Annotated in this window: 27 protein-coding genes; 18 read left to right on the forward strand and 9 right to left on the reverse strand. The window is 58.7% G+C overall.

The annotated features are described in order from the left end of the window. Positions 1–27 precede the first annotated feature (27 nt). The 5 genes from ffh to FZX13_RS00845 all read left to right on the forward strand — a co-directional run bounded on the left by ffh (position 28) and on the right by FZX13_RS00845 (position 5328). Positions 28–1497: a signal recognition particle protein gene (ffh, locus tag FZX13_RS00825; protein ID WP_226406447.1), complete on the forward strand. Its 1470-nt coding sequence runs from the start codon at positions 28–30 to the stop codon at positions 1495–1497. Positions 1498–1576: 79 nt separating this feature from the next. Next, positions 1577–1969, forward strand: coding sequence for a 30S ribosomal protein S16 (rpsP, locus tag FZX13_RS00830; protein WP_115023731.1), 393 nt, complete (start codon positions 1577–1579; stop codon positions 1967–1969). Between the two features lie 8 nt (positions 1970–1977). Then, on the forward strand, positions 1978–2973 hold the full coding sequence (locus tag FZX13_RS00835) for a PhoH family protein (RefSeq protein ID WP_226406448.1): 996 nt from the start codon (positions 1978–1980) through the stop codon (positions 2971–2973). Between the two features lie 68 nt (positions 2974–3041). Then, on the forward strand, positions 3042–3773 hold the full coding sequence (locus FZX13_RS00840) for a Bax inhibitor-1 family protein (RefSeq protein WP_115092958.1): 732 nt from the start codon (positions 3042–3044) through the stop codon (positions 3771–3773). A 136-nt stretch (positions 3774–3909) separates the two neighbouring features. Beyond that, positions 3910–5328, forward strand: coding sequence for a sugar porter family MFS transporter (locus FZX13_RS00845; RefSeq protein WP_370630784.1), 1419 nt, complete (start codon positions 3910–3912; stop codon positions 5326–5328). A 9-nt stretch (positions 5329–5337) separates the two neighbouring features. Here FZX13_RS00845 and FZX13_RS00850 read toward each other — a convergent pair whose 3' ends face one another. Further along, entirely contained in the window at positions 5338–5859 is a 522-nt protein-coding gene (locus FZX13_RS00850; protein WP_115092885.1) for a hypothetical protein, read from the reverse strand. Between the two features lie 62 nt (positions 5860–5921). On the opposite strand from FZX13_RS00850, the gene era reads away from it, so the two are divergent. The 6 genes from era (at position 5922) to larB (ending at position 10643) form a co-directional block, all read left to right on the forward strand. Then, positions 5922–6857: a GTPase Era gene (gene era / locus FZX13_RS00855; RefSeq protein WP_226406450.1), complete on the forward strand. Its 936-nt coding sequence runs from the start codon at positions 5922–5924 to the stop codon at positions 6855–6857. A gap of 64 nt (positions 6858–6921) precedes the next feature. Continuing rightward, positions 6922–7824, forward strand: a complete 903-nt coding sequence (locus FZX13_RS00860; protein ID WP_226406451.1) for a phytanoyl-CoA dioxygenase family protein — start codon at positions 6922–6924, stop codon at positions 7822–7824. A gap of 21 nt (positions 7825–7845) precedes the next feature. Continuing rightward, positions 7846–8307, forward strand: coding sequence for a phycobiliprotein lyase (locus FZX13_RS00865; protein ID WP_226406452.1), 462 nt, complete (start codon positions 7846–7848; stop codon positions 8305–8307). A gap of 6 nt (positions 8308–8313) precedes the next feature. After that, positions 8314–9528: a tRNA (guanosine(37)-N1)-methyltransferase TrmD gene (trmD, locus tag FZX13_RS00870; protein WP_226406453.1), complete on the forward strand. Its 1215-nt coding sequence runs from the start codon at positions 8314–8316 to the stop codon at positions 9526–9528. 60 nt (positions 9529–9588) lie between these two features. Then, a complete protein-coding gene (locus tag FZX13_RS00875; protein WP_370630785.1) occupies positions 9589–9972 on the forward strand; it encodes a TIGR03792 family protein in 384 nt (127 codons plus the stop codon). Then, positions 9969–10643, forward strand: coding sequence for a nickel pincer cofactor biosynthesis protein LarB (gene larB / locus FZX13_RS00880; RefSeq protein WP_226406455.1), 675 nt, complete (start codon positions 9969–9971; stop codon positions 10641–10643). The genes FZX13_RS00875 and larB overlap by 4 nt, the downstream gene beginning before the upstream one ends. A gap of 4 nt (positions 10644–10647) precedes the next feature. Here the strand turns inward: larB and FZX13_RS00885 are convergent, their stop codons facing one another. The 5 genes from FZX13_RS00885 to FZX13_RS00905 all read right to left on the reverse strand — a co-directional run bounded on the left by FZX13_RS00885 (position 10648) and on the right by FZX13_RS00905 (position 14236). Then, entirely contained in the window at positions 10648–10815 is a 168-nt protein-coding gene (locus tag FZX13_RS00885) for a hypothetical protein (protein ID WP_226408344.1), read from the reverse strand. A gap of 98 nt (positions 10816–10913) precedes the next feature. Beyond that, entirely contained in the window at positions 10914–11861 is a 948-nt protein-coding gene (locus tag FZX13_RS00890) for a DUF1517 domain-containing protein (protein WP_226406456.1), read from the reverse strand. 18 nt (positions 11862–11879) lie between these two features. Further along, complete coding sequence (gene thiS / locus FZX13_RS00895; RefSeq protein WP_186571736.1) at positions 11880–12098, reverse strand: sulfur carrier protein ThiS; 219 nt, start codon at positions 12096–12098, stop codon at positions 11880–11882. Between the two features lie 3 nt (positions 12099–12101). After that, positions 12102–13160 (reverse strand): thiamine phosphate synthase, encoded by a 1059-nt coding sequence (locus FZX13_RS00900; RefSeq protein WP_226406457.1) that lies wholly within the window; start codon positions 13158–13160, stop codon positions 12102–12104. 134 nt (positions 13161–13294) lie between these two features. Next, a complete protein-coding gene (locus FZX13_RS00905; protein ID WP_226408183.1) occupies positions 13295–14236 on the reverse strand; it encodes a bifunctional riboflavin kinase/FAD synthetase in 942 nt (313 codons plus the stop codon). Positions 14237–14290: 54 nt separating this feature from the next. Between FZX13_RS00905 and FZX13_RS00910 the strand changes: the two genes are divergently transcribed. After that, positions 14291–14851 carry a DUF3611 family protein gene (locus FZX13_RS00910; protein ID WP_115023707.1) on the forward strand — a complete coding sequence of 187 codons (561 nt, stop codon included), beginning with the start codon at positions 14291–14293 and terminating at the stop codon, positions 14849–14851. A gap of 606 nt (positions 14852–15457) precedes the next feature. Then, positions 15458–16204, forward strand: a complete 747-nt coding sequence (locus FZX13_RS00915) for a phycobilisome rod-core linker polypeptide (RefSeq protein ID WP_226406458.1) — start codon at positions 15458–15460, stop codon at positions 16202–16204. Between the two features lie 296 nt (positions 16205–16500). Here the strand turns inward: FZX13_RS00915 and surE are convergent, their stop codons facing one another. Further along, positions 16501–17310 (reverse strand): 5'/3'-nucleotidase SurE, encoded by an 810-nt coding sequence (gene surE / locus FZX13_RS00920; RefSeq protein ID WP_226397833.1) that lies wholly within the window; start codon positions 17308–17310, stop codon positions 16501–16503. A 71-nt stretch (positions 17311–17381) separates the two neighbouring features. On the opposite strand from surE, the gene pheS reads away from it, so the two are divergent. Together pheS and FZX13_RS00930 are read left to right on the forward strand one after the other, a co-directional pair. After that, positions 17382–18389 (forward strand): phenylalanine--tRNA ligase subunit alpha, encoded by a 1008-nt coding sequence (gene pheS / locus FZX13_RS00925; RefSeq protein ID WP_226406460.1) that lies wholly within the window; start codon positions 17382–17384, stop codon positions 18387–18389. A gap of 149 nt (positions 18390–18538) precedes the next feature. Next, positions 18539–19150, forward strand: a complete 612-nt coding sequence (locus tag FZX13_RS00930; protein WP_226406462.1) for a ferric reductase-like transmembrane domain-containing protein — start codon at positions 18539–18541, stop codon at positions 19148–19150. Between the two features lie 26 nt (positions 19151–19176). Here the strand turns inward: FZX13_RS00930 and FZX13_RS00935 are convergent, their stop codons facing one another. Both FZX13_RS00935 and FZX13_RS00940 read right to left on the reverse strand, forming a co-directional pair. Beyond that, the gene (locus FZX13_RS00935; RefSeq protein WP_226406464.1) at positions 19177–20097 is read right to left on the reverse strand and encodes a hypothetical protein; all 921 of its coding nucleotides are present in this window, start codon (positions 20095–20097) and stop codon (positions 19177–19179) included. Positions 20098–20143: 46 nt separating this feature from the next. Next, the gene (locus FZX13_RS00940) at positions 20144–22057 is read right to left on the reverse strand and encodes a hypothetical protein (RefSeq protein WP_370630766.1); all 1914 of its coding nucleotides are present in this window, start codon (positions 22055–22057) and stop codon (positions 20144–20146) included. A gap of 331 nt (positions 22058–22388) precedes the next feature. On the opposite strand from FZX13_RS00940, the gene FZX13_RS00945 reads away from it, so the two are divergent. From FZX13_RS00945 to FZX13_RS00955, 3 genes are all read left to right on the forward strand, one after another. Further along, on the forward strand, positions 22389–23420 hold the full coding sequence (locus FZX13_RS00945; RefSeq protein WP_226406468.1) for a neuromedin U: 1032 nt from the start codon (positions 22389–22391) through the stop codon (positions 23418–23420). 172 nt (positions 23421–23592) lie between these two features. After that, the gene (locus FZX13_RS00950; RefSeq protein WP_370630767.1) at positions 23593–24594 is read left to right on the forward strand and encodes a DUF1254 domain-containing protein; all 1002 of its coding nucleotides are present in this window, start codon (positions 23593–23595) and stop codon (positions 24592–24594) included. A gap of 184 nt (positions 24595–24778) precedes the next feature. After that, complete coding sequence (locus tag FZX13_RS00955; protein ID WP_226406470.1) at positions 24779–26347, forward strand: DUF1254 domain-containing protein; 1569 nt, start codon at positions 24779–24781, stop codon at positions 26345–26347. The last annotated feature ends 7 nt before the right edge of the window (positions 26348–26354 follow it).

A 26354-nucleotide genomic window follows, 5' to 3' on the forward strand; every position in this document is an offset into this window, starting at 1 on the left:
CTTCATTGATCCAGGGGCGTTACGCCGATGTTCGACGAGCTTTCAGCCCGTTTTGAGGATGCGGTCAAGGGGCTGCGGGGACAGGACACGATCAGCGAGAGCAACGTCGATGGGGCGCTGAAGGACGTCCGTCGGGCGTTGCTTGAAGCGGATGTGAGCCTGCCGGTGGTGAAGGACTTCGTCGCTGAGGTCCGCGATAAAGCCGTCGGCGCTGAAGTGGTGCGAGGGGTCAACCCGGATCAAAAGTTCATCCAGGTGGTCCATGAGCAGCTGGTGGAGGTCATGGGGGGTGATAACGCTCCTTTGGCCAAGGCGGCCGAGGCTCCCACCGTCGTGCTGATGGCTGGCCTCCAAGGTGCGGGTAAGACCACCGCCACGGCCAAGCTTGGTCTGCACCTCAAGGACCAGGGACGTCGAGCCCTGATGGTGGGTGCCGACGTCTATCGACCGGCGGCTATCGAGCAGCTCAAGACGTTGGGTGCTCAGATCGATGTGGAGGTGTTCAGCCTCGGAGCTGAAGCCAGGCCAGAGGACATCGCAGCGGCTGGTTTGGCCAAAGCGAAGCAGGAGGGGTTCGACACCCTCCTGGTGGACACCGCCGGTCGTCTCCAGATCGACACCGAGATGATGGAGGAGATGGTGCGGATCCGTTCCGCCGTGCAGCCCGATGAGGTGCTGCTGGTGGTGGATTCGATGATTGGCCAGGAGGCGGCCGAGCTCACCCGTGCCTTCCACGATCAGGTGGGCATTACTGGAGCAGTGCTCACCAAACTCGACGGTGACTCCCGCGGCGGTGCGGCCCTCTCGATCCGCAAGGTGAGCGGTCAGCCGATCAAGTTCATCGGTACTGGCGAGAAGGTGGAGGCGCTGCAGCCGTTCCATCCCGAACGGATGGCCAGTCGCATCCTCGGCATGGGTGATGTGCTGACGCTGGTGGAGAAGGCCCAGAAGGAGGTCGAACTCGCCGACGTCGAGAAGATGCAGAAGAAGCTTCAGGAGGCGACGTTTGACTTTTCGGACTTCGTGAAGCAGATGCGCTTGATCAAGCGCATGGGTTCGCTCGGTGGCCTGATGAAAATGATCCCGGGCATGAACAAAATCGACGACGGCATGCTCAAGCAGGGAGAGCAGCAGTTGAAGCGCATCGAGGCCATGATCGGCTCGATGACACAGCAGGAGCGGGAAAACCCCGACTTGCTGGCGGGTCAACCCTCAAGACGTCGGCGGATTGCCAGCGGCAGCGGTCATCAGCCCGCTGATGTGGACAAGGTGCTGGCCGACTTCCAGAAAATGCGTGGCTTCATGCAGCAGATGAGTCAGGGCGGTATGCCAGGAATGGGTGGCATGCCTGGGATGGGCGGTATGCCTGGAATGCCAGGAATGGGTGGAATGCCAGGAATGGGTGGCATGCCTGCTGGCGGTGGCCGCCCCGGTCGCGGCGGACCGCCCAAGCGGCAGCGACCGGCCAAGAAGAAGAAGGGCTTCGGAGATCTGTGAAGGCGGAACGGTATGGTGGTTGTTTGGCGGGCGTTTAGGCGCCGCCGGACCACCTCTTTTCCTTCATTCCAGGGCCACGATGATCAAGCTCCGCCTGAAGCGGTTTGGCAAGAAGCGGGAAGCGAGCTTCCGCCTCGTGGCCTGTAACAGCACCTCTCGTCGGGACGGTCGTCCCCTCCAGGAGCTGGGCTTCTACAACCCGCGGACGAAGGAAACGCGTCTCGATACCGAGGCCATCCGTGAGCGTTTGGGTCAGGGTGCCCAGCCCACCGATGTCGTGCGCACGCTGCTCGAGCGCGGCGGTCTTCTTGAAAAGACCGTGCGTTCTGCAGAAACTGTCGGTAAGGCCAAGCAAGCGGCCAAGCGTGAGGCTGATGCCAAGCAGGCCGCTAAGGATGCTGCTGATGCCAAGGCTGCTGAAGCTGAAGCGGCTGCTTCCGATTCCGCTGAAGCCGAATCCACCGAGGGCTGATCATTCCGGTGTCTGACGACGGCGAACGCGGCCGTTTCGTTCTCGACCTGCCTGATCCCGATGCTGCATTGGCTTTGGCCGGTGAAGCAGAAACAACCCTGCATCGCCTCGAAGCTCTGACAGGAGCCTCCATGGTGTTGCGGGGTCTTCAGTTGGTGATCACCGGGCGGCCGACGCAGATTGAACGGGCCGCTGCGGTTGTGGAACTAGTGCGCCCGATCTGGCAGGAGGGTCAGTCGGTCTCTCCCGTGGATCTTCAGTCGGCTCTTGGAGCGCTGAACACCGGCCGTGGCAATGACCATGCCGCCATGGGTGAGCAGGTCTTGGCAAAGAGCCAAAAGGGCAATCTGCTGCGACCGCGCACCCTGCGACAGAAGAAATATGTGGATGCCATGGAGCGCCACGATCTCACCTTTGCGCTCGGGCCTGCGGGCACAGGAAAAACCTTTTTGGCCACAGTTCTTGCTGTTCGGATGCTCACCGAACGCAAGGTGGAGCGTTTGATTCTCACCAGGCCGGCTGTCGAGGCTGGGGAACGCCTGGGGTTCCTGCCGGGCGACCTTCAGCAGAAGGTCGATCCCTATTTGCGCCCGCTCTATGACGCCTTGCATTCCCTTCTTGGAGCGGAGAAAACAAGCGTGCTGTTGGAGAAGGGGGTGATTGAGGTCGCTCCGCTGGCCTACATGCGGGGCCGCACCCTCAGCGATGCCTTTGTGATCCTTGATGAAGCTCAGAACACCACGCCTGCCCAGATGCGCATGGTGCTCACCCGTCTTGGAGAGCGTTCTCGGATGGTCGTGACGGGCGATATCACACAAGTGGATCTTCCAGCCACCGTGCAGAGCGGTTTGGTGGAGGCCTCCGACGTTTTGGATGGTGTGGAAGGCGTGTCTGTCTGTCGTCTCACCTCGGCCGATGTGGTACGTCACCCCCTTGTCCAGCGGGTGGTCGAGGCCTATGCCCGACGGGACGAACGCAAAACAGCCAAGCCTCAGCGTCGATAGGGACATCCACACTCCACCCCCTTGCCATCGCTGGCAGGATATGTGGACTCTTTGGTGACCTGGTCGACATGCCAGCAAGCAGCAATTTCCAGGAGGCGATCCGCCAGGCGCAATCCAGCGCCCTTGTCGGGCCCAACGTTGTCAATAAAGCGCTGCCCTACGTCGGTGGCGGCATGGTGCTCACCTCTATCGGGGTGATCGGTGGTCTGTCGATGATGGCCACCCCGCTGTTCATGCCCCTGTTCTGGGTGGCAGTGATCGGCAACCTGGTTCTGTTCTTCGTCGCGCAGAACGTCGCGATGAAGGGGAACAACGCCACAGCCTTGCCGCTGTTGTCGATCTACAGCCTGATCACCGGATTCACCCTGAGCGGTCTCGTGGCCTTCGCTGGAGCCGTCGCCGGTATCGGTGCGGTCGGCACCGCTGCCCTGGCCACCGGCATCACCTTTGTGATTGCGTCGATCGTTGGCCGTCGCATGAGCGATTCCGTCGGTCAGGCCCTCTCCGGCGTGGTTGGCCTCGGCTTGATCGGCCTGATTCTGGCGATGGTCGTCCAGTTCATTGGCGGGATCTTTGCCCCCACCATCTTCCATGGCACCAGCTTTGAGTTGATGATCGCCGGCTTTGGCACCGTGCTGTTCGTTGGCGCTGCTTTCGTCGACTTCTACACGATGCCCCGCTCCTACCGGGATGACCAATACCTGGCAGGTGCCCTGAGCATGTACCTCACCTACATCAACCTGTTCATCTTCATCCTGCGCCTGATCATCGTGCTCAATGGCGGTGGTCGTCGCGATTGACGCTCGCCCTGAATGAATCCCTTGCCCCGGCCAGTTCGGGGCTTTTTTGTGTCCGACGATCCGGTTTCGATTCCTTGCGGAGCAGCTGACAGCAAGTCATCAGGTCGCTGCATTTGGGATAGCCCTGCGGTTGACTTTGGATCCTTCGGCCTCTGCTCCCGAGCTGAAGCGGCAACGGCGGCGCTTGCGCTTCATCCTTCAGATCGCTATTTCGGCGGCCCTTGGCGGTTTTCTGTTCGGCTATGACACCGCGGTGATCAATGGAGCTGTTGGTGCCATTGGCGAAGTGTTTCAGGTGTCGTCGGGCGACTTGGGTCGTGCGGTGGCATCGGCATTGATCGGTTCGGCCATCGGTGCCTTGGTCGCGGGCTGGTTGTCCGACAGGATCGGTCGCCGCCACAGCATGGTGGTGGCCGCTGCTTTGTTCCTGGTCAGTGCCATCGGCTCCGCCTTGGCGCAGACTCTGACCGGTCTGATCGTCTGGCGGGTGATCGGTGGCCTTGGGGTCGGTTTCGCCAGCGTGTTGGCACCGGCTTACATCGCCGAGGTGTCACCTGCTGAGCAGCGTGGCCGTCTGGGATCACTGCAGCAGCTGGCGATCGTGGTGGGAATTTTTCTGGCCCTGCTGTTCGACTACGCGATCGTGCTGTTCACGCCGGATCGCAATCCGGTGTCAGCCGTTGGTCCTTTGGCGGCATGGCGCTGGATGCTGTTGTCGGAGGTTTTGCCCGCAACGCTCTATGGGGTGCTGGTGCTGGGGATTCCGGAAAGTCCGCGCTACCTCGTGCAGAAAGGCTTGCCTGAGCGGGCCCGCTTGGTGATTGAACGAACGTTGCACGAGCCGGCTCAGCAGGTGATCGCCAGAATCCAGCACAGCTTGGAGAACACCGATCACGGACGTTGGACGGATCTGCTCGACGCGAGGAATCTGCTGTTACCGGTGGTCTGGACCGGCGTGATGCTGGCGATCTTTCAGCAGTTTGTTGGCATCAACGTCATCTTTTACTACTCCAGTGTTCTCTGGCAGGCGGTGGGCTTCAGCACCACCGACAGTCTGGTTGTCACCGTGATTACGTCGGTCACCAATGTGGTGACCACCTTCGTGGCGATCCTGTTCATTGATCGCATCGGCCGCAAACCTCTGCTGCTGATCGGTTCCGTGGTGATGGCCCTCAGCCTGGGCTCGATGAGCTGGGTCTTTGCTGGGGCTGCGGTGGTGAACGGCGCTCCTCCGCTTGCGGGCATGGCAGCTGGTGTGGCGTTATTGGCCGCAAACCTGTTCGTCTTCGCCTTCGGCTTCTCCTGGGGACCGGTGATGTGGGTGATGCTCGGCGAGATGTTCAACAACCGCATTCGTGCCGTCGCGCTCGGTCTCTGCGCGATGGTCAACTGGATCGCGAACTGGTTCATCGCCCGAACCTTCCCGCCGTTGTTGGAGGCGTCTGGGCCTGCCCTTGCCTATGGGCTTTACGCCACGGCTGCTGCAATCTCCTTTTTTCTGGTGCTGTTCTTCGTTCGGGAAACCAGTGGCAAGGAATTGGAGGACATGGCCTGAGCTCTCCGCTCAGCCCTCTGCCACGGCATAAACGCTGTCTCCGATGGCTTGCTTCTGCTCGGCGTCATATCCCCACTTCTTGAGGAAGGGGACATCCTCGCCGCGGTTGTCGAGGGCTGCGGCCAGCAGTTGCTCCAGGCGCTCTTTCACGTCTGCCGGCTCCAGCAGCCTGAGCAGTTCGATGCAGCGGCTGGTGACCCGCTCCGAACCGGCCTGCTGAGCTGCATCCCCCGATCGTCGGTGCTGAACGGCCATGGCGGTGCTCATGGCCAGATTGCGGACGCTCAGATCAACCACTCCATCACCAGCGCTGCGCAGTTGCCCGACAACGGCGTCGGGCAACCGATCCATGAGCACACTGTCGCCCGCAAGGCTCACTACAAAAAATCCCCGGGCGCCATCTCGACTGGCCACCATTTCACCGATGCGGTCGGCCAGCACTTCATCACTGATCTCCTCGTTGTCCCATTGCTGCAGCCAAGCGGCAGTGATCTCCATCGCCTGCTGGAAGGTGGGCTGCTGATCCGCCATGGCCCTCTCGAAATCCTCCCCTCAGGCTATTGAACGATTCAACGGCGGCGCAGACTTGGGGCATGCACCCAACTCCGCTGCCAGAGGATTACCGCTCTGGCTTCATCGCACTGATTGGCCGCCCGAATGTGGGCAAATCCACCCTGTTGAATCAGCTGGTGGGGGAAAAAGTGGCAATCACCTCCCCTGTGGCTCAGACCACGCGAAACCGCCTGAGGGCGATCCTCACCACTGAGATGGCTCAGATGGTGCTGGTGGACACCCCTGGCATCCATAAACCCCACCATCTGCTTGGGGAACGACTGGTGAAGAGTGCTCGTAGTGCCATCGGTGAGGTGGACCTGGTGGTGTTGCTTCTGGAGGGGTGTGAGCGCCCGGGGCGGGGTGATGCCTTCATCGTGAATCTGCTGCAGCAGCAGTCCTTGCCGGTGTTGGTGGCCCTCAACAAGTGGGACAAGGTGGCGGAGGGGCATCAGTCCGAGGCGGAGGAGGCTTACAACGCCCTTTTGCAGGAGACCAACTGGCCGGTGCATCGCTGCAGCGCCCTGTCAGGAGACGGTTGCGCCGAGCTCACAGCAGCGATGGCAGCTCAGTTGCCCTTGGGGCCACAGCTCTATCCGCCTGAGATGGTTTGCGATCAACCGGAGCGGGTGCTGCTGGGGGAACTCATTCGCGAGCAGGTGCTTCTCCATACGCGAGAAGAGGTGCCCCACAGCGTCGCCGTCACGATTGATCGAATTGAGGAGATGCCGGCCAAGGGCAAAGGAACGGGGCGGACCGCAGTACTGGCCACGGTTCTGGTGGAACGCAAGAGTCAGAAGGGAATCCTGATCGGCAAAGGCGGGGCGATGCTTAAAACGATCGGCCAGGGGGCGCGTCTGCAGATGCAGGTGCTCATCGATGGCCCGGTGTATCTGGAGCTGTTCGTCAAGGTGGTGCCGGATTGGCGAAGCAAACCTGCCCGTTTGGCTGAACTTGGGTACACAGGAGACCACTGAACGCCTGCTACACGTATGTGTGTGAGTCCCTTCCGATGGGGCATGAGCACGTAATGTCCCGCTCATGCTTTCGCTGCTGACGCGCACCAAGAGCTTTCGGGATCCCTGGGTCGGTCACCCTGGCCTGAACAGATGCGGCCAGCTGCATCGACACCGTGTGCAGCTGGCGGAGACGCTTTGCCTCTGGAGACGTCTGCTTCGACCAGTTCAACTGGCCAGCCTGGAGCGGGATGGCTTTGTGGTGCTGGAGAACTTTCTGCCGCAACACGAGTTTGATGCCTTGCGTGACGAGGTGGAGGCTGTGGTCAGTTGCGCGTCACGCTCCCATCCAGCACCAGACAACACCCGGCCTGGCTTTCGCCCGAAACAACCCTTTCCTGGAGGTTTTGACCGTTTCGATGGTGGAACCCTCAACCGTTTTCTCCACATCGATCCCGAGCAGATGCCTCGGGCCGCTGCCTTCTCCCACGATCAGCGGCTCCATGAGGGATCGCGTCAGATCATTGGGCTGCCAATGAATCCGCGCAAGCTCGACATCTACCTGACGGTGCATGGCGAGGAGACCCGGACGCACGATTTGCAGAAGGATTTGCATCGCGACACGTTCTTTCGTGCTCTCAAGTTCTGGTTTTTTCTGCGGCCGGTGCAACGCCAGGACGGACCCTTCGAATACGTGCCGGGTAGCCATCGCCTCGATGCGCCTCGCCTGCGTTGGGAACAGGCCACGGCCACCGCTGCAGCTGAACAACGGCGGCAGCCGGATGTCTCTGGTTCGTTCCGCATTCGTGAAGAATCCCTGGCAGAGCTGGGGCTGCCCAAGCCCGTTGCCTTGACCTGCCCAGCGAACACCCTGGTGCTGGCGGATGTCTTCGGCTTTCACCGTCGTGGTGCCGCCGCCCAGGGACAGCAGCGGCTTGCGCTTTATGGCTGGAACCGCCCTTATCCCTTTCTCCCCATCAGCTGGTGACCCGGCTGAGAAGATGGTCTGATGAGCGAACAAGCCTTTCCCCCGGAAGACCCTGCCTCCTTTCTGAATCTCTGCGACGGTGAGTGGATGAGCCTTCGCAGCTGCTTTGAGCTGGCTGCTGGAGGTGATGACGACTGGCATAGCAGCGAGCGGGGTGAACTCACTGTCCGCTGCGTGGCAGAGCAGGGGGCTCTCGGTCAACTGCAGGTTCAGGCCCCTGGAGGCACCTGCAGCACCCTCACCTTTGCCGCTGATGGACAGCTGATCCTGGATGGTGATGCCCCTGGTAGCTGGAGGTTCTGGCCCGACGGCAGCATGGAGTTGAACCTCAGCCGGGCCGATGGGGTGTGTGTTCAGGAGAGGATCTGGTTCACGCGGGTCAATCTGCGCCTGCGCAGCACCACAGCTGTTGACGCGCAAGGAACACCGGTTCAGGGCAGTTTCTGCACGGACATCCGAAGGGTGTCCAAACCCGCGGCCTGAGGCGGCATGGCGCCCTATCGCCTTGATGTGGTGAGTCTGGCGCCGCAGGCGTTTGCCCCTCTGCTGGAGCTGGGGGTGATCGGGCGTGCCTTCAAGGCAGGAATTGCCGAGTTGCACCTGCACAATCCCCGGGACTTCTCCACGGATCGCCATCGCAAGGTGGATGACGAGCCCTATGGCGGCGGTGCCGGCATGGTGCTCAAGCCGGAACCGGTGTTTGCTGCGATGGAGGCGATCCCCCGTAGCTCCCGCAGCCGGGTGCTGTTGATGTCACCACAGGGGCGTCCCCTGCAGCAGCAGGATTTGCAACGCTGGTCCACCGACCACGATCAACTGGTCTTCCTCTGCGGTCACTACGAGGGGTTCGACGAGCGGATTCGCGGCTTGGCGGATGAGGAGGTGTCGATGGGGGACTTCGTCCTCACCGGCGGTGAGCTGCCGGCGATGACGGTGATCAACGGTGTTGTTCGCCTACTTCCCGGCACGGTGGGGACGGCTGATTCGCTTGTGGAGGAAAGCCACAGTGCACTCCTCCTCGAACACCCGCATTACACCCGCCCCGCTGACTTTCGCGGCATGACGGTTCCCGACGTGCTGCGCAGTGGTGATCACGGTGCTATCGCCCGATGGCGTCAGGATCAGCGGGAGCAGCGGACCCGCGAACGGCGGCCCGACCTGTTCGCCCGCTGGCAGGCCGCAACAATGGATGTCCCTTTCGACCCCATAGACCCCGGCATGGAGCTGCGCATCGGCAACGGATACGACATCCATCGGCTGGTGCCCGGACGGGCCCTCATCCTCGGGGGCGTGAGCCTGGAGCATCCCGACGGTCTTGGTCTTGATGGTCACAGTGATGCCGATGTGCTGGTGCATGCCGTGATGGATGCGTTGCTCGGGGCCCTAGCCCTTGGCGATATCGGCAAGTACTTCCCACCGACTGATCCCCAATGGAAAGGAGCCGACAGCTTGAAGCTGCTGGATCAAGTGGTGAAGCTGGTCAAAGAGCGTGGCTGGTCGGTGGTGAATATCGATGCAGTTGTGATTGCTGAGCGCCCGAAGCTCAAACCGCATATCGCGGCGATGAGCAGCGCGATGGCATCAACCATCGGAATTGCCGCTGACGCTGTAGGTGTGAAGGCCACCACGAACGAAGGCTTGGGTCCAGAGGGACGGGAAGAGGGCATCAGTTGCCAGGCTGTGGCACTTCTGCAGAGGAGCTGAATCGTGCATCGACTCAGGCTTGTTTTGCTTAGGGTCATCGGACCTTGTTTGGCATTGGTTCTGTTGTTGGGAGGGATTTCGGAGGCACGGGATCAGGCATGGGCCGACCTTCAAGTTGGTGACAAGGTGGCCGTGATTGAGCACCTGCGGCTGAAGGTGCCCCAGGAGAGTCGAGAGGATTGGATGGTTGCGGAACGCGGCAGCTGGGAGCCTTGGCTGAAGCACCAGCCTGGATTTTTGGGTCGTGATCTCTTCTGGGATCCGGTAACTGAGGAGGGGACGCTGCTGATTCGTTGGAGCAGTCGTGAGGCTTGGAAATCCATTCCTCCTGCGGAGGTGGAGAGGGTTCAGGCGCGCTTCGAGATGCTGGCCTGTGAGCACACGGGACAGAACCAGGGCAACCCCTTTCCCCTTGTGTTTGAGGGAGAACTGTTGCCGCAGTGAACATCCCTGATGCTCGTCTTGATCTGCGGCGCCGCCAGCGGTTGGGCATGGTTGAGGCCATCTGGGGGGAACACAAAACGGCCGATCAGATCATCGCCATCCTCGAGACCTTTGCCACAGCAGGAGAGTTGGGGCTCGTGACCCGGGTGGATGCCAAGAAGGCGGCACGGGTGTTCGAGATGTTGCCGGAGGTTGAGCTGCACCCTGATGCCCGCTGCCTGACCTTGGGCTCTCTGCCTCCTGTACCACCGCCTCCTGCTGAGGTGGTGGTGCTGAGTGGAGGCAGCAGTGATCGCACTGTGGTGGCTGAAGCCGCTCTTGCCCTGCGTTGCCATGGCATTGGCGTTGACCCTGTGATGGATGTTGGCGTTGCCGGATTGCATCGCCTTCTCGATCAACTTCCCCGTTTGGCAACGGCTCGGATCCTGATCGCCTGCGCGGGAATGGAGGGTGCTCTCCCGACGGTACTAGCCGGTCTTGTCTCCCAGCCGGTGATTGGCGTCCCGGTCTCTGTTGGTTATGGGATTAGCTCAGGGGGGAGGACCGCTTTGGAAGGGATGCTCGCCAGCTGTGCCCCCGGGTTGACGGTGGTGAATATCGACAATGGCTACGGTGCCGCGATGGCTGCATTGCGGATCCTCAAAGGAGTCGAGCCCGCAGAATTGGGCTGATTATTTAGGCGGCAGCAGCAGCAGCAGGTGGATCAATCTGGCCCAGTCGCTGGAGCTCGGCAGAGTTGCGGTCGCACTCCACGCGCAGCAGTGCATTTACAAGAGCATCCAGATCAGCCCGAGCCAGCTCGCCATCTTGTTGCCATTCCATGGAGCGGGGGTCGGGGGCCAACGCCGGAAGTCCAAATTTGGTTATCAGTAAATTAAGACTGATTCCTGAGAAGGAATACCCAGAAACCCAGAAAATCGGCGAAGAAAATCTTTAGTTCTTCAGAGGTGCTGCAGGTTGGGGTAGGCGGTGACGAGGTCGTTGGCGCTGAGCACATCACCGCGGCCCTCCGGTTGCCAGATCACTTCGAGGGCCATGAGTTCAGTGGAGGCGGTGGAACCGAGGATGCGCAGGGTCTGGCGCAGATCTTCCCCGGTGTCAGCTCCACCGAGCTTGGCCGTTGCCGTTGACGCGACGAGAAGCGTCACGACGATGAATTCGTTGGTGGCATCTGCCTCGCCAGCGCTGCTGCTGGTGTCGCTCATCCGCTGACCACCGACATTGCTGGTGAGCTCAGCGTCCAGTTTGCTGCGCTCGTTCATGGAGAGGCGATTGAAGGTCGATTCAGCGGAGCTGAACGGAACACTTCCACTCTCTGCATTGGCGTAGACCCAGAGGTCCGGTTGGCGTAGCAGGGCCAGGGTTGTTTCCTGAAGCAGCCTTTGGAGGCCGGCTGAACTGCTGGTGTCGGAGGAGGCAGCCAAAGAGCGCAGATCGTCCTGAAGGGATTTGGCACTGGCCAGCAGCCCCACTTGCACCTGAATCATGTTCACGTTGCGTGGCATGGCTGGAGCTGCTGCCGCACCACCGATGGCGGGAGCACCGCCGCCGCCCCGGACGGCGTTCACCAGCACACCCGCGATGGCCATCAGGATCAGCAGCCCGAACAGACCACCTCCACCGAATCCAAAGATCGGAATGATGAAGGGGAAGCCCATCCCCCCGCCGCGGTAACCACCTCCGCGGTATCCACCGCCGTAGCTACCGCCGCTGGATCGGGGCATCGAGGGAGCTCGGAAACTACCCCCTCCCATGCGTCCACCGCGGGCAGCATCCGCTGGTTGTGCCTGGAACAGACAGAGCCCCGCAAGCACAACAGGCAGCAGCAGTGATGCGAGCAGTCGTCGGGGTCGTGTCAACAGTCGGGGGGTGGCCACAGCAGCGCCCACAGCATCAATCCGGCGACTCTAGGAACCACCACCCACGATGGTGACGATCTCAAGGGTGTCGTCATCCTTCACCAGGATGCTGTCCCAACGGCTGCGGGGGGCGATGACCCCGTTGTGCTCGGCGACCACCAACTGGGGGTTGTTGGCCAGCTGGGCAACAACGGCAGCCAGGCTGGCGGGTTCCGGCGCTGGATCCAGTTCGCGGGTTTCACCGTTGACCATCAGGGTGAGAGGCATGGTTCAGAACGTGGCGTGGTCCAGGTGCTGGAGCAGTTGCCGACAGGCCTGCCCGGTGTCATCTGCATGCATGATTGCGCCGATCACCGCCACGCGCTGGCCACCAGCCGCAATCAAAGCCGGGAGGTTGCTACGGGTGATCCCACCAATGGCGAAGACGGGGCGTTGGCTGGTCGCCATGGCATCACGCACCGACTCCAGGCCAACAGGGGATCGCTCGGGTTTGACGGCCGTGGAGTGGATGGGGCCGAAGCCGAGGTAATCGATCGGCTCCTGCTGAGCTTGATGAACCTGATCGATGCTGTGGGTGCTGCGGCCCAGCAGACGCGCGGACCCCAGCAGAGCGCGTGCCACCTCGCTGGGCATGTCCTCCTGGCCCAGGTGCACCCCATCTGCATCGACCGCGAGGGCTAGGTCAACACGGTCGTTGATGATCAGCAGCGCCCCGAATCGGTTGCAGAGCTGCCGGAGCTGCTGGGCCTCTTGCAGGCGTTCGCGATCGTTCCCTGCTTTGCAGCGGTACTGCACCATGCTCACCCCGTTCTGCAGGGCGGCCTCCACCCGATCGCTCAGGTCAACGCAGGGGGTTGTGATCAGGCAGAGGCGACAGTCCTGAAGCTTGGTGCGTCGCCTGGCCCCCAGGGTGGCGTTGAGGCAGACCACCTCCAGGTCGTAAAGGCCATAGCGAATTGCAGCGGCTTCAGCGGCCAGGGCAGGGTCGATGTTGCGTCCGTACTCCTCCAGCACCCTCAGCGCTTCCTGCACCCGGGCGCAGTTGGCCGCCACCACGTGATCGGGGCTGTGGCGATCCAGTTGAGCTGGATGCTCCAGTCCAGCGCCGGTGTCGGTGCTGGTGGAGCGGGCTTGCTTGTAGCTGTCGTGATGGAGCCGTCCCAGCCGTTGTCGCCAGTCCTTGAGGCGCACCACCAAGTTCTGCTGCTCTAGGCCGAAGCGGCACCAGTCTTCGACAACCCTCAGGCCTTCCCGGGCACGGTCGAGGTTGGCATCGATCAGGCGTGCCACCCGTGTATCCAGGGATGTCTCGCTAGGGGTCGGATTCATGGCACCCTGTGGGCAACGGTTTCTGCGTCGGTCATGGAGAACGGTGGTTCTGAAAGCACCATGCACGTTCTGGTCTGGGGAATCGTTCTTCTAGGTGGCATCGGCGTGTTCATCGTCTGGGGCCTGGTGAATGCCTATCCGACCGTGGCCTGAGAGCCTGTCTGAAGGATCTTGCGGGCTTGGGCTGCGTCGCGGCCGATCTGGCTGCTGAGCTCCTCGAGACCACTGAATTTGGTCTGGCCGCGTAGGCGCTGCACCGGCTCGACGCCCAGGTGCCGCCCCTCCAGCTCCAGGCTCTGATCCAGCAGGTGCACTTCCACGGCAGAGGGAGATGTGGGATCGATCGTGGGTTGGGGGCCGAGGTTCATCACGGCTGGCAGGCGATCGCCTGCCCCATCCAGTTGGGCCCAGGCGGCGTAGACACCGAGCCCTGGAAGTGCTTTGCGGCCATCCACCTGGAGATTGGCGGTGGGCCAGCCCAGTTCTCGCCCCAGGCCTCGGCCCCGCACCACCCGGCCCTGAAAGCGGTAGGCCCTGCCAAGCAATCCTTTGGCTGCCTCTAGATCTCCCTGCTCGAGGGCCGCGCGGATTCTGCTGCTGCTCATCCGGCCCTCACGGTCTTCAACGATGGGCACGACCTTCACCTCAACGCCTCCGCGAGCGGCGAGCCGTTCCAGCATCTCGGCGTCGCCCCGCCGCTGATGGCCGAAGCGGAAGTTGGTGCCCACCGCAATGCGCTTGGCCTGAAGGGTGCTCAATAGAACGGTTTTGACGAACTCTTCCGCACTCAGCTGAGCGAGCTCCCGGGTGAAGGGCACCAGCACGAGCTGCTGGATGCCAAGGGGTTCAAGCAGGGCGAGTTTTTCGCTTGGCAGATCCAGCCTCAGGCGTGCTTCGCCGAACAGCACCTCACGGGGATGGGGCCAGAAGCTCACCACCGAGGGAACGGCCTCCTCTGGGATGCCCTGGATGGCCTCATCGATCACACGACGATGGCCTGCGTGGAGGCCATCAAAACTCCCCAGAGCGAGGGCTGTTGGCCGACGGGCCTCCTCTGGAGAGCAGAGCGGAATCAAGGAGGTGCAGAAGGTGCGCTTTGGTGGCAAGTTTGAACGACCGAGCACCAGGGCATGGCCGATCGCCTCGATTTCCAGAAGTTGTCCTTCGGCGTGCGTCGGATGGGATGGATCCGTTTCTGGATTCAGGTGGTTCTCGGCATCGTTGTGGTGGGTGTTCTCCTGTTCAACAACATTGGCGGCAGCCTGGCCCGCAATTCCGAACGTGCTGTCGGCCTAGGGCCTGGCCTGTCGCTCACCTCCCTGGCCTTCCTCGTGCTGCTGTTCAGCCTCTGGCAGGGCTGGCTGATCGTTCGTGCCGGTCGGGCCATCGACAGTGCTGCCCGACCCAGTCGGGGGGAGGTGGCACGGCTGATCAAGCGGGGGCTGCTGGCGGATCTGCTGGGCCTCACCTTCGCCACGATTGGCTATCAGGCCCTCGCCGGCAGTCTGTTCGTGCAGGCTTCGATGCAGACCCCCGGTATTGCCATCGGCGGCCGCGGCATGGCCGACAACCTGGCGATTACGTCATTGGAAATGCTGTCCGTGCTCAGCAACACCCAGGTGCTGTTCGCCCATCTGATCGGTGTGTTGTTCTCCCTGTGGCTGCTGCAACGGGTTTATCGCACGCAATGAATGGATCTCTTTGGCTCCGGTTGCCTCTCCATCAGTGAATGAATGCCTTAAGGCTTTTTCGTGGTTCTGATCTGGGGAGAGAGGCATCAGGTCGAGCCTCGATGATTGGGTTTGATTGCAAACCAAAGCTCTTCGCTTGACGTCTGGATGCGCAAATCTCGCTGAACTGTTGAAGGCTGAATTGGCTTGCGTCCAGGACTGTTTGGATCTTCAAAGCAGTCGCTTCTCAGTGATGCTGCAAGGCTTTAGGAAACTAAAGATAACTAATGATTCTTTAATTTAATTTTTTTTCGCGTTCAGAGGAAATTGGTGTTTCACAACTAAGTTCTCAATGCGCTCCCGTTGGAGTTGCGCCGTCAACGGTCTTTCGTGCTCGCAATTGCTTGGCAAAGGCTTTCAGTAATTCTGCTTTAAATGAACGCTTCCCTCTCACCCAAGTACAGGTTCGGCGCTGAGTCCAAGTCAATGGACGTTGGTTTTGCGTCGTCTCAGGCCCGCAGAGGGATGAGTCCAGCCGCTCTGACGAATGCCGAATATCTGAGGCAATCGTGTGCACAGATGCGTATTGGTGTAGGTCCAAGGGACCATGCTGAGTGTCCGCATCGGGTGACGTTTGATCGTTTTTCCCCCTCAGATAGAGAGGCTCTGCGCGAGTGTATTGATGCCGCATACCGGCAGGTTCTGGGTAATGCACATGTCATGGCCTATGAGCGCTGTGATTCTCTAGAAGCAGAATTCGCCGACGGACGTCTTTGTGCTCGTGAATTTGTTCGTCGTCTCGCCAAGAGTGAGTTGTATAAATCCCGTTATTTCTTTGAAGTTTCTGCCTACAGAGGGATTGAGTTGAATTTCAAGCATTTGCTTGGTCGACCCCCTCTTAATCAGCAAGAAATTATTAGTTCAGCTGCGATCCAATCTGAGCACGGGTTCGATGGACTGATTGACTCAATTATTGATTCTGCGGAGTATGCAGAAGTCTTTGGGGATAATACGATTCCTTATGTTCGATCGTTCACTTCTGCAAGTGGAATGTCGATGCAAAACTTTGTTCGAATTGCGGCTCTTGAGCAAGGTTTTGCAAGCAGTGATCGATCGAAAGGGAGCGATAGCGTTCTCCGTAGCAATCTTGCTGGCGGAGTATCCATTGCTATTCATGTGCCGCCGGCGCCAGAATATGTACAAATGTCTGCTGCATGGCTGGGAGGCAAGCCACCCGCAAATTATGAAAAGCTGTGGCGTGGTTTGGCTCTCGTGGGTGGTGCTCACCTCGCTGGAATGCTCGTGAATGTAGTGTCACAAATGCTTGGCATTCACGCACTCGACCGAATCCCTGCAATGTTCCTTGGTCTTTGACCTGACCTTTTCAGCCAATCCTGGGTGCAAGCCAATCAAGCGGCTTGTACCCATGCCAAGCCAGAAACCTTGCCAAAACATCTGGCTGAATTCCTTCTGAAAGGCCTTTGAGTTGTGTACGCACTGCGGCTTGTCGGCTCAGTCAAGTCTGTCCCAGTGCATTGAGCCTCTGCCCTTTGTGCAGAACGCTGTTGGTTGTAATCGTCTGTCTGGCTTGATTCTTTGGGACGTTTTCTGTTGTCCTCCAGGCGCTAAACAGTTTCTGACTCCCTGTCAGCAACTGTTGGAAAGTCGATCTAGCGCACCAGCTGATCGTTGAGCTTGAGATTTGGGAGGCCGTTGAGTGGCCCCCGCCAGAACAGGTCGGGTTGGATCGGCGTGAGGGAAGGGGAATTGGTATGGATCTGGGCCACATCGCTGGGCCAATCCCGGGGGCCTTCACCGGCCGATTCCAAATCCTGCACCGCTTCCCCGGCCAGCCAGTAGTAGGCGCGACCACGGGGGTCTTCCCGGCGGCTGAATTGCTCGTCGTAACGCCGGATTGAGAGACGGGTCCAGCGCAGTGCATTCATCTCCTCCCTGGAGCAGGGGGGGATGTTGAGGTTGAGCAGAAGGTTTTCGGGCCACTGGTCTTCGATGGCCTGTTCACTCACTTCCATGGCCAGGTCGGCGGCGGCTTGGAATTGACGCCATTGGAAGCAGGCGCTGCTGACCGCAAGCGAACGAATGCCTTCCAGGGTGCCCTCCATGGCTGCTGCAACGGTGCCGGAACAGAACACGTCTGTTCCAAGGTTGGGGCCGTGATTGATGCCGGAGAGCACCAGGTCCGGCTTCTCCTTCACCAATTCGAACAGAGCAAGCTTCATGCAGTCGGCAGGGGTGCCGCTACAGGCCCAGGCGGTGACTCCTGGAGCAAACAGTTCGTCGGCTCGCTCGGCACGGATGGGCGTCTGCAGGGTGAGGCCATGGCCGGTGGCGGACCGTTCCTGATCCGGGCAGACCACCGTCACCTGATGGCCACGGGCTGCCGCAGTAGCGGCCAGGGTTCGGATGCCGTCGGCGAAGACCCCATCGTCGTTGCTGATCAGGATCCGCAGCGGGGCCATGGCGGTATTTGCACTGCGGTGAACCTAAGCGGCTTGGCTGCTTACAGTCGGCAGCTGTCAGACACGTCCCTGTGAGCGCACCGGTCACCCTGCAGCAGCTCACCGATCAACTCGATGCCCTCGAGCAGCAGGCTGCGGCCGAGATCGCCGAGGCGGCCGATGCCGCTGCGCTTGAGCAGCTGCGGGTCGGGCTGCTGGGCAAGAAAGGTCGCATTTCCGGTGTGCTGGGTGCCATGGGCAAGTTGCCGGGTCAGGAGCGCCCCCTGGTGGGTCAGCGCGCCAATGTGCTGAAAACGCAGGTGCAGACACTGTTGGGCGAGCGGCTTGAAGCCGTGAAGCAGGTGGCCATGGCGGAGCGGATTGCCAAGGAAAGTCTGGATGTCACCGCTCCGGCTTCAGGGGTGCCGATGGGGCATCGCCATCCCCTAATCACCACCACAGAAGAGATCGTCGATCTGTTCCTGGGCCTCGGCTACAGCGTGGCTGAGGGGCCTGAGGTGGAGCAGGACCACTACAACTTCACCGCGTTGAACATCCCCGAGGATCATCCAGCCCGGGACATGCAGGACACCTTTTATCTCGGGGCTGACTTGCTGATGCGGACCCACACCTCACCGGTGCAGATCCGCCATCTCGAACAGAATCCGCCGCCGGTGCGCATCGTGGCTCCCGGGCGCGTGTATCGCAGGGACGCCGTCGATGCCACCCACTCGCCGGTGTTCCATCAGGTGGAGGTGCTGGCGATCGATGAAGGCCTGGATTTCAGTCATCTGCGCGGCACCGTTATGGCCTTTCTCAAGGCCTTCTTCGGCGACCTGCCGGTGCGCTTCCGGGCCAGCTACTTCCCCTTCACTGAGCCATCAGCTGAGGTGGATGTGCAGTGGCGCGGCCGCTGGCTGGAGGTGATGGGATGCGGCATGGTCGATCCCGCTGTGCTGGAGGGCCTTGGGCTGGACCCTGAGCGCTACAGCGGTTTCGCGGCGGGCTTGGGTGTGGAGCGGTTCTGCATGGTGCGTCACGGCATCGATGACATCCGCCGGCTTTACACCAGCGATCTTCGTTTCCTGGAGCAGTTCTGAGGGGCAAATACTGTTTTTCAGAGGCGCTGACTTTGAAGCTTGAACAGAGCCAAGCGTCTCTCCGCACCCTGCTCTCCTCGGTGGCGTCTTCGACTTGCCGTTGGCAACCCTGAACAGCGTGTTTAAAAAAGAGATTTAGGGGAGAGTCGATGGCACGTCTTGGCTGGCGACTGACCGCCTTCGCAACGCTCGCGATTGTGGCGGGTCTGGCGCTGCATTTCGGCGTCTCTGGTTGGTCGTCAACGTCAGTCGCGGCAGGCATCGATGCAACGGGACGTAGCTCCCTGGTTCTCTTTTCGATGGCCTTTGTGGCTTCGAGTGTGCAACGCCTCTGGCCGTCATCCCTGAGTCAGTGGATGCTTCAAAACAGGCGCTGGATCGGGTTGAGTTTCGCGTCGTCCCACGGGATTCATCTGGCCTTGATCCTTGCGATGTCTCTGGATTTTCCGGATCCATTCTTGAGTGAGCAGCCCGCGGGGAAGTGGCTGGTTGGGGGTGTGGCATATCTGTTGATTGCCTTGATGGCCCTGACGTCGACGAATGCGGCCCAGCGATGGATGGGTATGAAGCACTGGAAGCGATTGCACGTGATTGGCTCCTATTGGATTTGGGCAGAATTCGCCCTCACGTATGTGAGCCATGTGAAGAAAGGGCCAGCTGATTTTTATGCACCTTTTCTTGTGTTCACCCTGGTTCTTTTGGTCATCCGCTGGGTTGGCCACATCAAACCAAAAAGCCCGTTAAGCCCCGTGAGTGGATAAACATTCAGGTCTCTCTGAATAAAAGCTCAGTCAAACAACCAGCGGAATCCCATTGAAACCCCGTTTTGTGTGGAGGAGTAGGCGTCGCGTCCGTTGTGGGCTGCGTAGTCGATCCCGAAGTAGCGATAGGCCAGGGAAATCTGGGCGGAATTGCCCAGGGCGTAGGCCACACCCGCCTCGATGGTTCCTGACAGATCCTGTTTTCCGTTGAGCCCAAAACCACCGGCATCCATGGCCAGGAAGGCTTGCCAGTCTTCGCCCAGAGCAAGGGTGGTGTTCATGCCAACGAGGGGCTGCACCCAGGTGTTGTGCCACGTCTCACTGGCTGCATCGGCAATGTCGCGTTGAAGCTGCCTTGAGGGAAGGATTCCTTCGACGGTGACGTCGTCTTTGAACGACACGTCCATGTCCAATGAGGCGTCGATCAATCGCATCCCTGTGAAGCCAATGAAGCTGACCGAACCTGGCGTCATCTTTGGCTTTTGAATCTCACCAGCGCGGTAGCGCAGGGCTAGATCAAAAATGGTTTGCTCGGTGTTGGTGACCGACTTAATCGTTCCCTTGGAGTTGACCCTCCGCTCCGGCAGGAGCGGGTGGCGTTCATTCTGAATGGGGTTCGAGCTGTTCCAGGACGAGACCGTCTCGGATGTGCTGAAGCTGAGATGGTCCAGCCCCGCTTGCAGGCCAAAGCGACCTTTCTCAACAGCCACCTTGCCGCTGAACACACCGGTGAGCATGTCCAGCACATCGCTGAGATCCAGCGTTTCTTTGGTGCTGTTGTTGTCCAGTGTGGTTTTGGAGTGGGTTTCCAGGGGGAAGAACCCGTAGGCCTCCACATATACGCGGGTGTCGTTGTCCTTGTCTGCGGCTTCCTCTGCGGTAGACGGCAGTGCAAGCGGAGCGAGCAAACAGGCAGTGGCGAGGCCAAGCAGGCGGTTGAGACGCATCGGGTTTTGGAACGGAAGAATCAGGCGATTGATAGAGACGAAGCCATCAGCGTGGCTTGCGCACAGGACCCATCAGGGGGTTTTGAACCGGTCCGGCAACGCCATAGGTCACAACGAATCCCTGGCCCCCTCCAAATGTGGAGGTGCGGCCCCTGTAGGTGGGGTTGATCACGACTTCACCGTCGAACCAGTTGTTGGCGCTCCAGAGATTTCCAGCGTCATCAACGATCACATCGGTGGTCATTTGAATAACGCCGCTTTGGTAGTTGTGAATCACATCCCCAGTGGTTTTTCCTGCGGGGCATTTGGCGGGATTGACGCCGCAGATGTGAGTCAAGCTTTGACCATATAAATTGCCAACCCAGACATTGTCATTGCCGTCGATTGTCACACCCCATGGGATATAAGCGGTGCCTTTAGCGATGTCCTGCTTGAGAATTTTCATGTCGGGTGAAATCAACCCAACTATGCCAGTTTGCGTGATGTTGGGGTTGGTTAAAAGGTATTCAGCACCGGCCTCAAACTCCTCCATGATGGTCTTGGGTTGTGGTGCATTGGCGGGGATGTTGGGAGGCATTTTCGCGCCTGGAGGTAGTGCTCCTTGAGGAGAATTAGATTGCTGGGCAATCCACACGTGCCCTGTTGAGTCAACGGCAACACCACGTGCCCCAAGGTTCACTTCGATCGTTTTGGCCTGATCAGGAGCGTCCCCTGGGAACACGGTGAGTTTGTTGTTGTAACTGCTGCTCACCCACACTCTGTTCTGCGCGTCAACGGCAACACCAAAGGGTGCTTGGAGCCCATTGATTGTGATTCGTTCTCCCTGGGTGTAATCGCCACCTGGGAAATGAATCATGTGGTTTGCGGTGTTGTCGGCAATCCATACATCTCCGTTGGCGGCTGTGGCGACGCCCTGAAGCTGACCCACTTCCCCATCAATGTTGGCTGGCCCGAGGGCTTTGCCGTCTTTGAGGTCGAACACCCCAACCATGTTGTTGAATGCACCAACCCAGGCATATTTTTCTGAGACGCCGGTCCCCCAGCCCACACCGTTGATGCCTTGGCCGTTGTAACCGTTAATTGCTGGTGAGAGGGGTGTGCCACCTGGGCCGAAGTGGGTCACACCTCCGCCGATGTTGTTCACCACGCCGGATTGAGATCCCGGCATCCAGTTGGTTCCACTCCACATGCTTCCCTTGCCGTCAAACATCAACTTCCCGAGCCCTAAAGCACCGCCACCGTTAAAAACCAGGGAGAGGGAAAAGCTTTTGGGTTGAAACAGCAAATAGGGAGCGGTTGCAGTTGTGCGCAGCTGTGTCGCTTTGTTGATCGGGTATGCGCTTTGGAACAGCTGATAGAGCGCGCCGGCGTTCTTCCAGGGTTGACGGGCAATGGACGTCATTGCCGAGAGTGTGTTCTCTGAACTCGTCAGTGCTAGCAGCTGATCGCATGCTTGAGATTGCGTCGGTTGCCCGCACAAAGCAATCAGATCTGAGAGCACATTCATTCGAGCCGCAGTCTCGGAATTCAGCAGGTTGGTGCTCTTCAGCAACGTTGCTCCAAAGCGTCCTGTGCTCTGGTTCACCAGGTTTTCCACTTGGCTCGATCCGATCGCTAGGGCGCTTTGGCTCCCTTCCAAAGCTGTGCCTTCAAGCAGCTGAGCATTGGGCCAAACCGAACCAACCGTGGTGAGCTCGTTGATGGCCACCTGCTGATGTTCATCTCCGCCGAGCACCGTGAGCATGGTGAGTTGGTCGGCGCTGGATCCTCCGATGTCGCCACCCTGGGCCACGAGGTAGTGGACGACCCCTTGCGTTGCTTGAACCTTGAATCGGAACGCACCGCTTTTGTTCGAGCGATGGGTGCTCAGTTGTTTGGGGAATTGCCCTGCTTGGGTTTGCCAGAGGGTGATGGATGAGCCGCTCACCGGCTGACCCTTCAAGGAGATCTGCCCGTTCAAGGTTGAATGCCCTCGGGCTTCGACAGATCCTGTTGCTGTCCCGAGAGTCAGTGCACTCAGGGCGAGGACCTGCCCAAGCGTTTTGAAGGCTTTCATGGACGTCAATACGTTTATTTTGGTCTAGGGAGAAAAAGAAATTTGCGCAGCGTTTCGATACAGATCACGTACGGATGGGCTTATGCCAGTCCCGTCGGACTGATCGTCAATGACGGCAAGCCGCTGCCTCACTAAAAAGATCCGGCGGTTCTCTTGTTGAGTCTCGCGATAACCGACCGATTTGTACCGCCTCTGCTGTTTGGCTCGTCAGAATTGGACAGTTTTAGGAGCCTTCATGCTTCGTCGATTTCTGCTCAGCACGATTGCGGTTTCCGCTCTTGCTGGAACTTGTTCAACTGCGCAAGAGATCAGCGAGGTCGAGGCTCAATCCCGTTTTGATTACAGCCCTCTGACAGAGACGGAGCCAGACGAAATCGCTCAGGCTCAGCAGATTGCCTCGGAAGACAAAGCCCCTGGTGTTGTTGCGGCAGAAGCCGCTGGCCCGGATCAAGCAGCTCTGGCCAAAGCGGCACAAAATCCCATCGCCAGCATGATCAGCATTCCCTTCCAGTGGAATGCCACACCTGGGACCCAGTGGGCACCGAATTCAGTGGACCCCGATGCCAAGCATGACAGGGTCATGAATGTGGTCAACGTTCAACCTGTTTTTCCGTTCAAGTTGAGTGACGACTGGACGCTGGTGACGCGCACCATTGTTCCGTTCATTAACGCCCCATTCGCCAAACCAAAGTTCGATATCACCCCAGCAGGTGAACCTTACTTTGATGGTTGGAGGGAGAAATACACTTTTGGTGTTGGTGATGTCAATCCCACCGGTTTTTTTGTGCCAACCCTGGAGGGGGATTTCACCTTTGGTTTCGGTCCCACCCTCAGTTTTCCTTCCAACAAGATCCCGCTGAGCACCGGCAAGTGGACTGCCGGCCCTGCGCTCGTTGGTGTTTACACCAAAGGGCCTTGGGTTGTCGGTGGCTTGGTGAACAATATGTGGTCTTTCGCGGGAGATGATGACCGCAAAGATGTGAACAAAATGTTGATCCAACCTTTCATTAACTACAATCTTCCCGAGGGTTGGTATCTATCGGTTTCACCCATCATCACGGCGGATTGGGAGAATGAGGACAACGGATGGACGGTCCCTGTCGGTGCTGGTGTTGGACGAGTATTCACACTTGGTAAGCAACCTATCAATGTGTCGTTGCATGCTTACTACAACGCCATTAAGCCTGAAATTGGTGGGGAAGAGCTGATGGGGGATTGGACGATCCGCACCCAGGTTCAGTTCCTTATTCCTACTGCTAAGAAGTGACTCTGAGCAGGAGAAGAGACCGTGAAGTTACGAGCCTCTTCTCCTGTATCTAATTATTGATACCTAAATAGTGTTCTCTGTTTTGCTTTCCTCCACAGTAAAGACCACCTCGTCCATCTTTGCCAGTCTTCTGGTTTCCGTTGCTGGCCTCGCTTCAGCACCAGGTTCAGCCTTGGCAGAATCCACTTGCCCACAGCCCGCCGTGGTCTTAGCAAGCAATGAGGTGGTGCCCGTTACCAAGGCCAACTATGCCGAAGCCGAAACGCAGACGGTGTTTGCGAAGTACATCGCCGATGTTGCAGCCGCTACCTGCACCGGAGGTTTGGGAACGATTTTGAATCTCCAGAAGGCTGCGGATCCCAAGGATCGCACGGTGATCCGCATTAACTTCGACACTTTGTATTCCTGGTTGATTCTCGATCTGATCACTCCGGCGACGTTTACGCTTCCACAAACAAATGGCCGCTACCAGAGCGCCATGGTTGTGAATGGTCAAGGGTATGTGTATGTGGAAAAAGATCCTGGTGACTACACCCTTACGGAAAAAGAGGTGGGGACCCGCTATGCCTTGGTGGCATTCCGCACCGGTGTGAACATTCAGGATCCTGAGGATGTGGCCCAAGCCCAGGCTCTGCAGGCCAAGTTGTCAGTATCTCAGGCTGAAACAGGCGACTATATCCAACCCAATCAATGGGATCTTGAGCAGATGATGGCTCTCCGTGCCGCTTACAACGAAGAGCGGAATGAGAAAGGTGTGAAGTCGGAAGACCTGTTCGGCCGTAAGGGGGAGGTCACTCCTGATCAGAACAACATGGGTGTGGCTGTGGGGATCGGCGGATTACCCAAGGAAGGCGCTGTTTATCTCTTCTACACGCCATCGTCATCTGAGCCTCAAACGCTGACGCTTAAAGATGTTCCCAACGGGGTCAATGCCTTTTGGTCGTTGACGGTGTACGACAAGGATGGCTTTCCCAGTGGCAGCTCCTTCAACCTCAACAGTGCCTTTGCCAAGCCCAACGCGGCTGGTGATGTGGTGATCAACTTGGGTGGAGACAGCAACCAAGACAACCATCTGGAGATCTACCCGGGGTGGAACGCCACCTTGCGGATCTACAACCCGAAGCCCGCCTATTTCGATGGTTCATGGATCCGGCCTGAGCTGGAGTTCAAATGAATCGGCGCGTTTAATCATTGCTGATGTTTTGAAGGCTTTTGTTGACTTGACTAGGTTTGCGGGGGTCTTCAGGCCCATGCAGGCCTCTTCTCATTTTGCTGTTCAATCAAGGTTTTTTCGGACCATCGACCGCTGACCGAGCTTCTTTCTCTGCCTAGCTTGAAAAAGAAGTCGATTGCATCGCATGCTGAGCGCAACATGGATGAAGGGCGCCTCCAAGGGTCTGTCTTTCCTTGCTCTGTCGGGTGTTTTGTTCGGTGTGCCCACCGGAGCGAAAGCAGGGGCTGATGCCATTCCAGCCGGATATACCACTCCGATCCCATCAGAGCTGCTCACACCAGACAAGGTGCGCACGTCGGTAGGCACCTTCAACTTCTTCGACGGCATGCCTGATCCGGAAACGGTAAAGGCGAGTTTCGATAATCTCAAATTTATTCGGGCTTACGAGACATTCCTCACGTTGATGCCTGCGGCAAGCATTGAAATGTTGCGCCATGGCCATGAACAAATCGGTGTGGATGATCACACCAAGGTGAATTTGATGTCACCGTTGAATTCCAATCCCTTGTTTTTAACCGGTAACACAGATACTGTTTATGGCTCGGCTTTTTTCAACCTTCAACAGACAGGCCCTTTGGTGATTGAGGTGCCAGCTGGTCTGGGGCCTGGCACGATCAATGATGCTTACTTCCGCTTCGTGGCCGATACCGGTGGCCCTGGTCCGGACAAAGGCAAGGGGGGAAAATATTTGATTCTGGGGCCTGACGATAAAGAGCCTTCAAACACTGATGGCTACTTTGTTTTCCGTTCACCCACGTATTCCAACTGGTTGATTTTGAGGGCCTTCCTGGATGATGAGGGTAAACCTGATCAGGCAGTTGCGAACTACGAGAATGGTCTGCGGATGTATCCGCTGTCGCAAAAAGACAACCCGCCCAAGATGACCTTCGTCCAAGGCGGCGACAAGGTATTCAATACGGTTCATGCCAACAACTTTGAATTCTTCAACGAACTCAACCGGGTGATTCAGCGTGAGCCCATCGATTTCCTCGATCCGGAAATTCGGGGTTTGGCTGCTGGTATCGGGATGGAAAAAGGAAAGCCCTTCAATCCTTCAGCAGCGGATCGAGCCTTGATGGAGGAAGCCGTCCAGGTGGGTGTGGCCTATGTGCGCTCCGACATGGTGACTCCTCGTGCTGCAGATGCATATACCTATGAGGGCAATCCCCAGTGGTTCACAGCTTTCGCAGGGGGAAGTTACGAGTGGCTCAAAGATGGTGGCCGGGGAGGCCGAAATCTTGATGCCCGCAACAATTTCTTCTGGGCTTACACCGTCAACACTCCGGCCATGGTGCTGGAAATGGTTGGCGTTGGCTCTCAATATGCCATTGCTGGTACGGATGAAAATGGTGCTGTTCTTGATGGTGGGAAATCATACAAATTAACCATTGACAAGAATCCACCTGCCAAGGATTTCTGGTCCATCGTTGTGTATGACTCCCAGACGCGATCTCAGCTGCAAACCAGTCAGCCCTTCCCCGCTAAGAACAACAAGCGCAACAAAGATATGGTCGCCAATGCTGATGGTTCGGTGGATTTGTATTTCGGACCCAAAGCACCTGTGGGTAAGGAAACCAATTGGATTGAAACCGTACCTGGAAAAGGGTGGTTTACGGCCTTCCGGCTCTATGGCCCGTTGCAACCCTGGTTTGATCAAACCTGGAAGCTGAACAATATCGAAGTACTCGATTGAACGAACG

It is taken from the genome of Synechococcus sp. MU1625 (assembly GCF_020514205.1).
GTDB lineage: Bacteria > Cyanobacteriota > Cyanobacteriia > PCC-6307 > Cyanobiaceae > Parasynechococcus.

Coding starts and splice junctions, on each gene's coding strand:
- FZX13_RS00955 (WP_226406470.1), top strand. CDS start 24,779: ATGCTGAGCGCAACATGGATGAAGGGCGCCTCCAAGGGTCTGTCTTTC.
- era (WP_226406450.1), top strand. CDS start 5,922: ATGCACCCAACTCCGCTGCCAGAGGATTACCGCTCTGGCTTCATCGCA.
- thiS (WP_186571736.1), bottom strand. CDS start 12,098: ATGCCTCTCACCCTGATGGTCAACGGTGAAACCCGCGAACTGGATCCA.
- trmD (WP_226406453.1), top strand. CDS start 8,314: ATGGCGCCCTATCGCCTTGATGTGGTGAGTCTGGCGCCGCAGGCGTTT.
- FZX13_RS00935 (WP_226406464.1), bottom strand. CDS start 20,097: ATGCGTCTCAACCGCCTGCTTGGCCTCGCCACTGCCTGTTTGCTCGCT.
- FZX13_RS00910 (WP_115023707.1), top strand. CDS start 14,291: ATGGCCGATCGCCTCGATTTCCAGAAGTTGTCCTTCGGCGTGCGTCGG.
- FZX13_RS00865 (WP_226406452.1), top strand. CDS start 7,846: ATGAGCGAACAAGCCTTTCCCCCGGAAGACCCTGCCTCCTTTCTGAAT.
- surE (WP_226397833.1), bottom strand. CDS start 17,310: ATGGCCCCGCTGCGGATCCTGATCAGCAACGACGATGGGGTCTTCGCC.
- FZX13_RS00930 (WP_226406462.1), top strand. CDS start 18,539: ATGGCACGTCTTGGCTGGCGACTGACCGCCTTCGCAACGCTCGCGATT.
- FZX13_RS00860 (WP_226406451.1), top strand. CDS start 6,922: ATGCTTTCGCTGCTGACGCGCACCAAGAGCTTTCGGGATCCCTGGGTC.
- FZX13_RS00900 (WP_226406457.1), bottom strand. CDS start 13,160: ATGAATCCGACCCCTAGCGAGACATCCCTGGATACACGGGTGGCACGC.
- ffh (WP_226406447.1), top strand. CDS start 28: ATGTTCGACGAGCTTTCAGCCCGTTTTGAGGATGCGGTCAAGGGGCTG.
- FZX13_RS00850 (WP_115092885.1), bottom strand. CDS start 5,859: ATGGCGGATCAGCAGCCCACCTTCCAGCAGGCGATGGAGATCACTGCC.
- rpsP (WP_115023731.1), top strand. CDS start 1,577: ATGATCAAGCTCCGCCTGAAGCGGTTTGGCAAGAAGCGGGAAGCGAGC.
- FZX13_RS00945 (WP_226406468.1), top strand. CDS start 22,389: ATGCTTCGTCGATTTCTGCTCAGCACGATTGCGGTTTCCGCTCTTGCT.
- FZX13_RS00840 (WP_115092958.1), top strand. CDS start 3,042: ATGCCAGCAAGCAGCAATTTCCAGGAGGCGATCCGCCAGGCGCAATCC.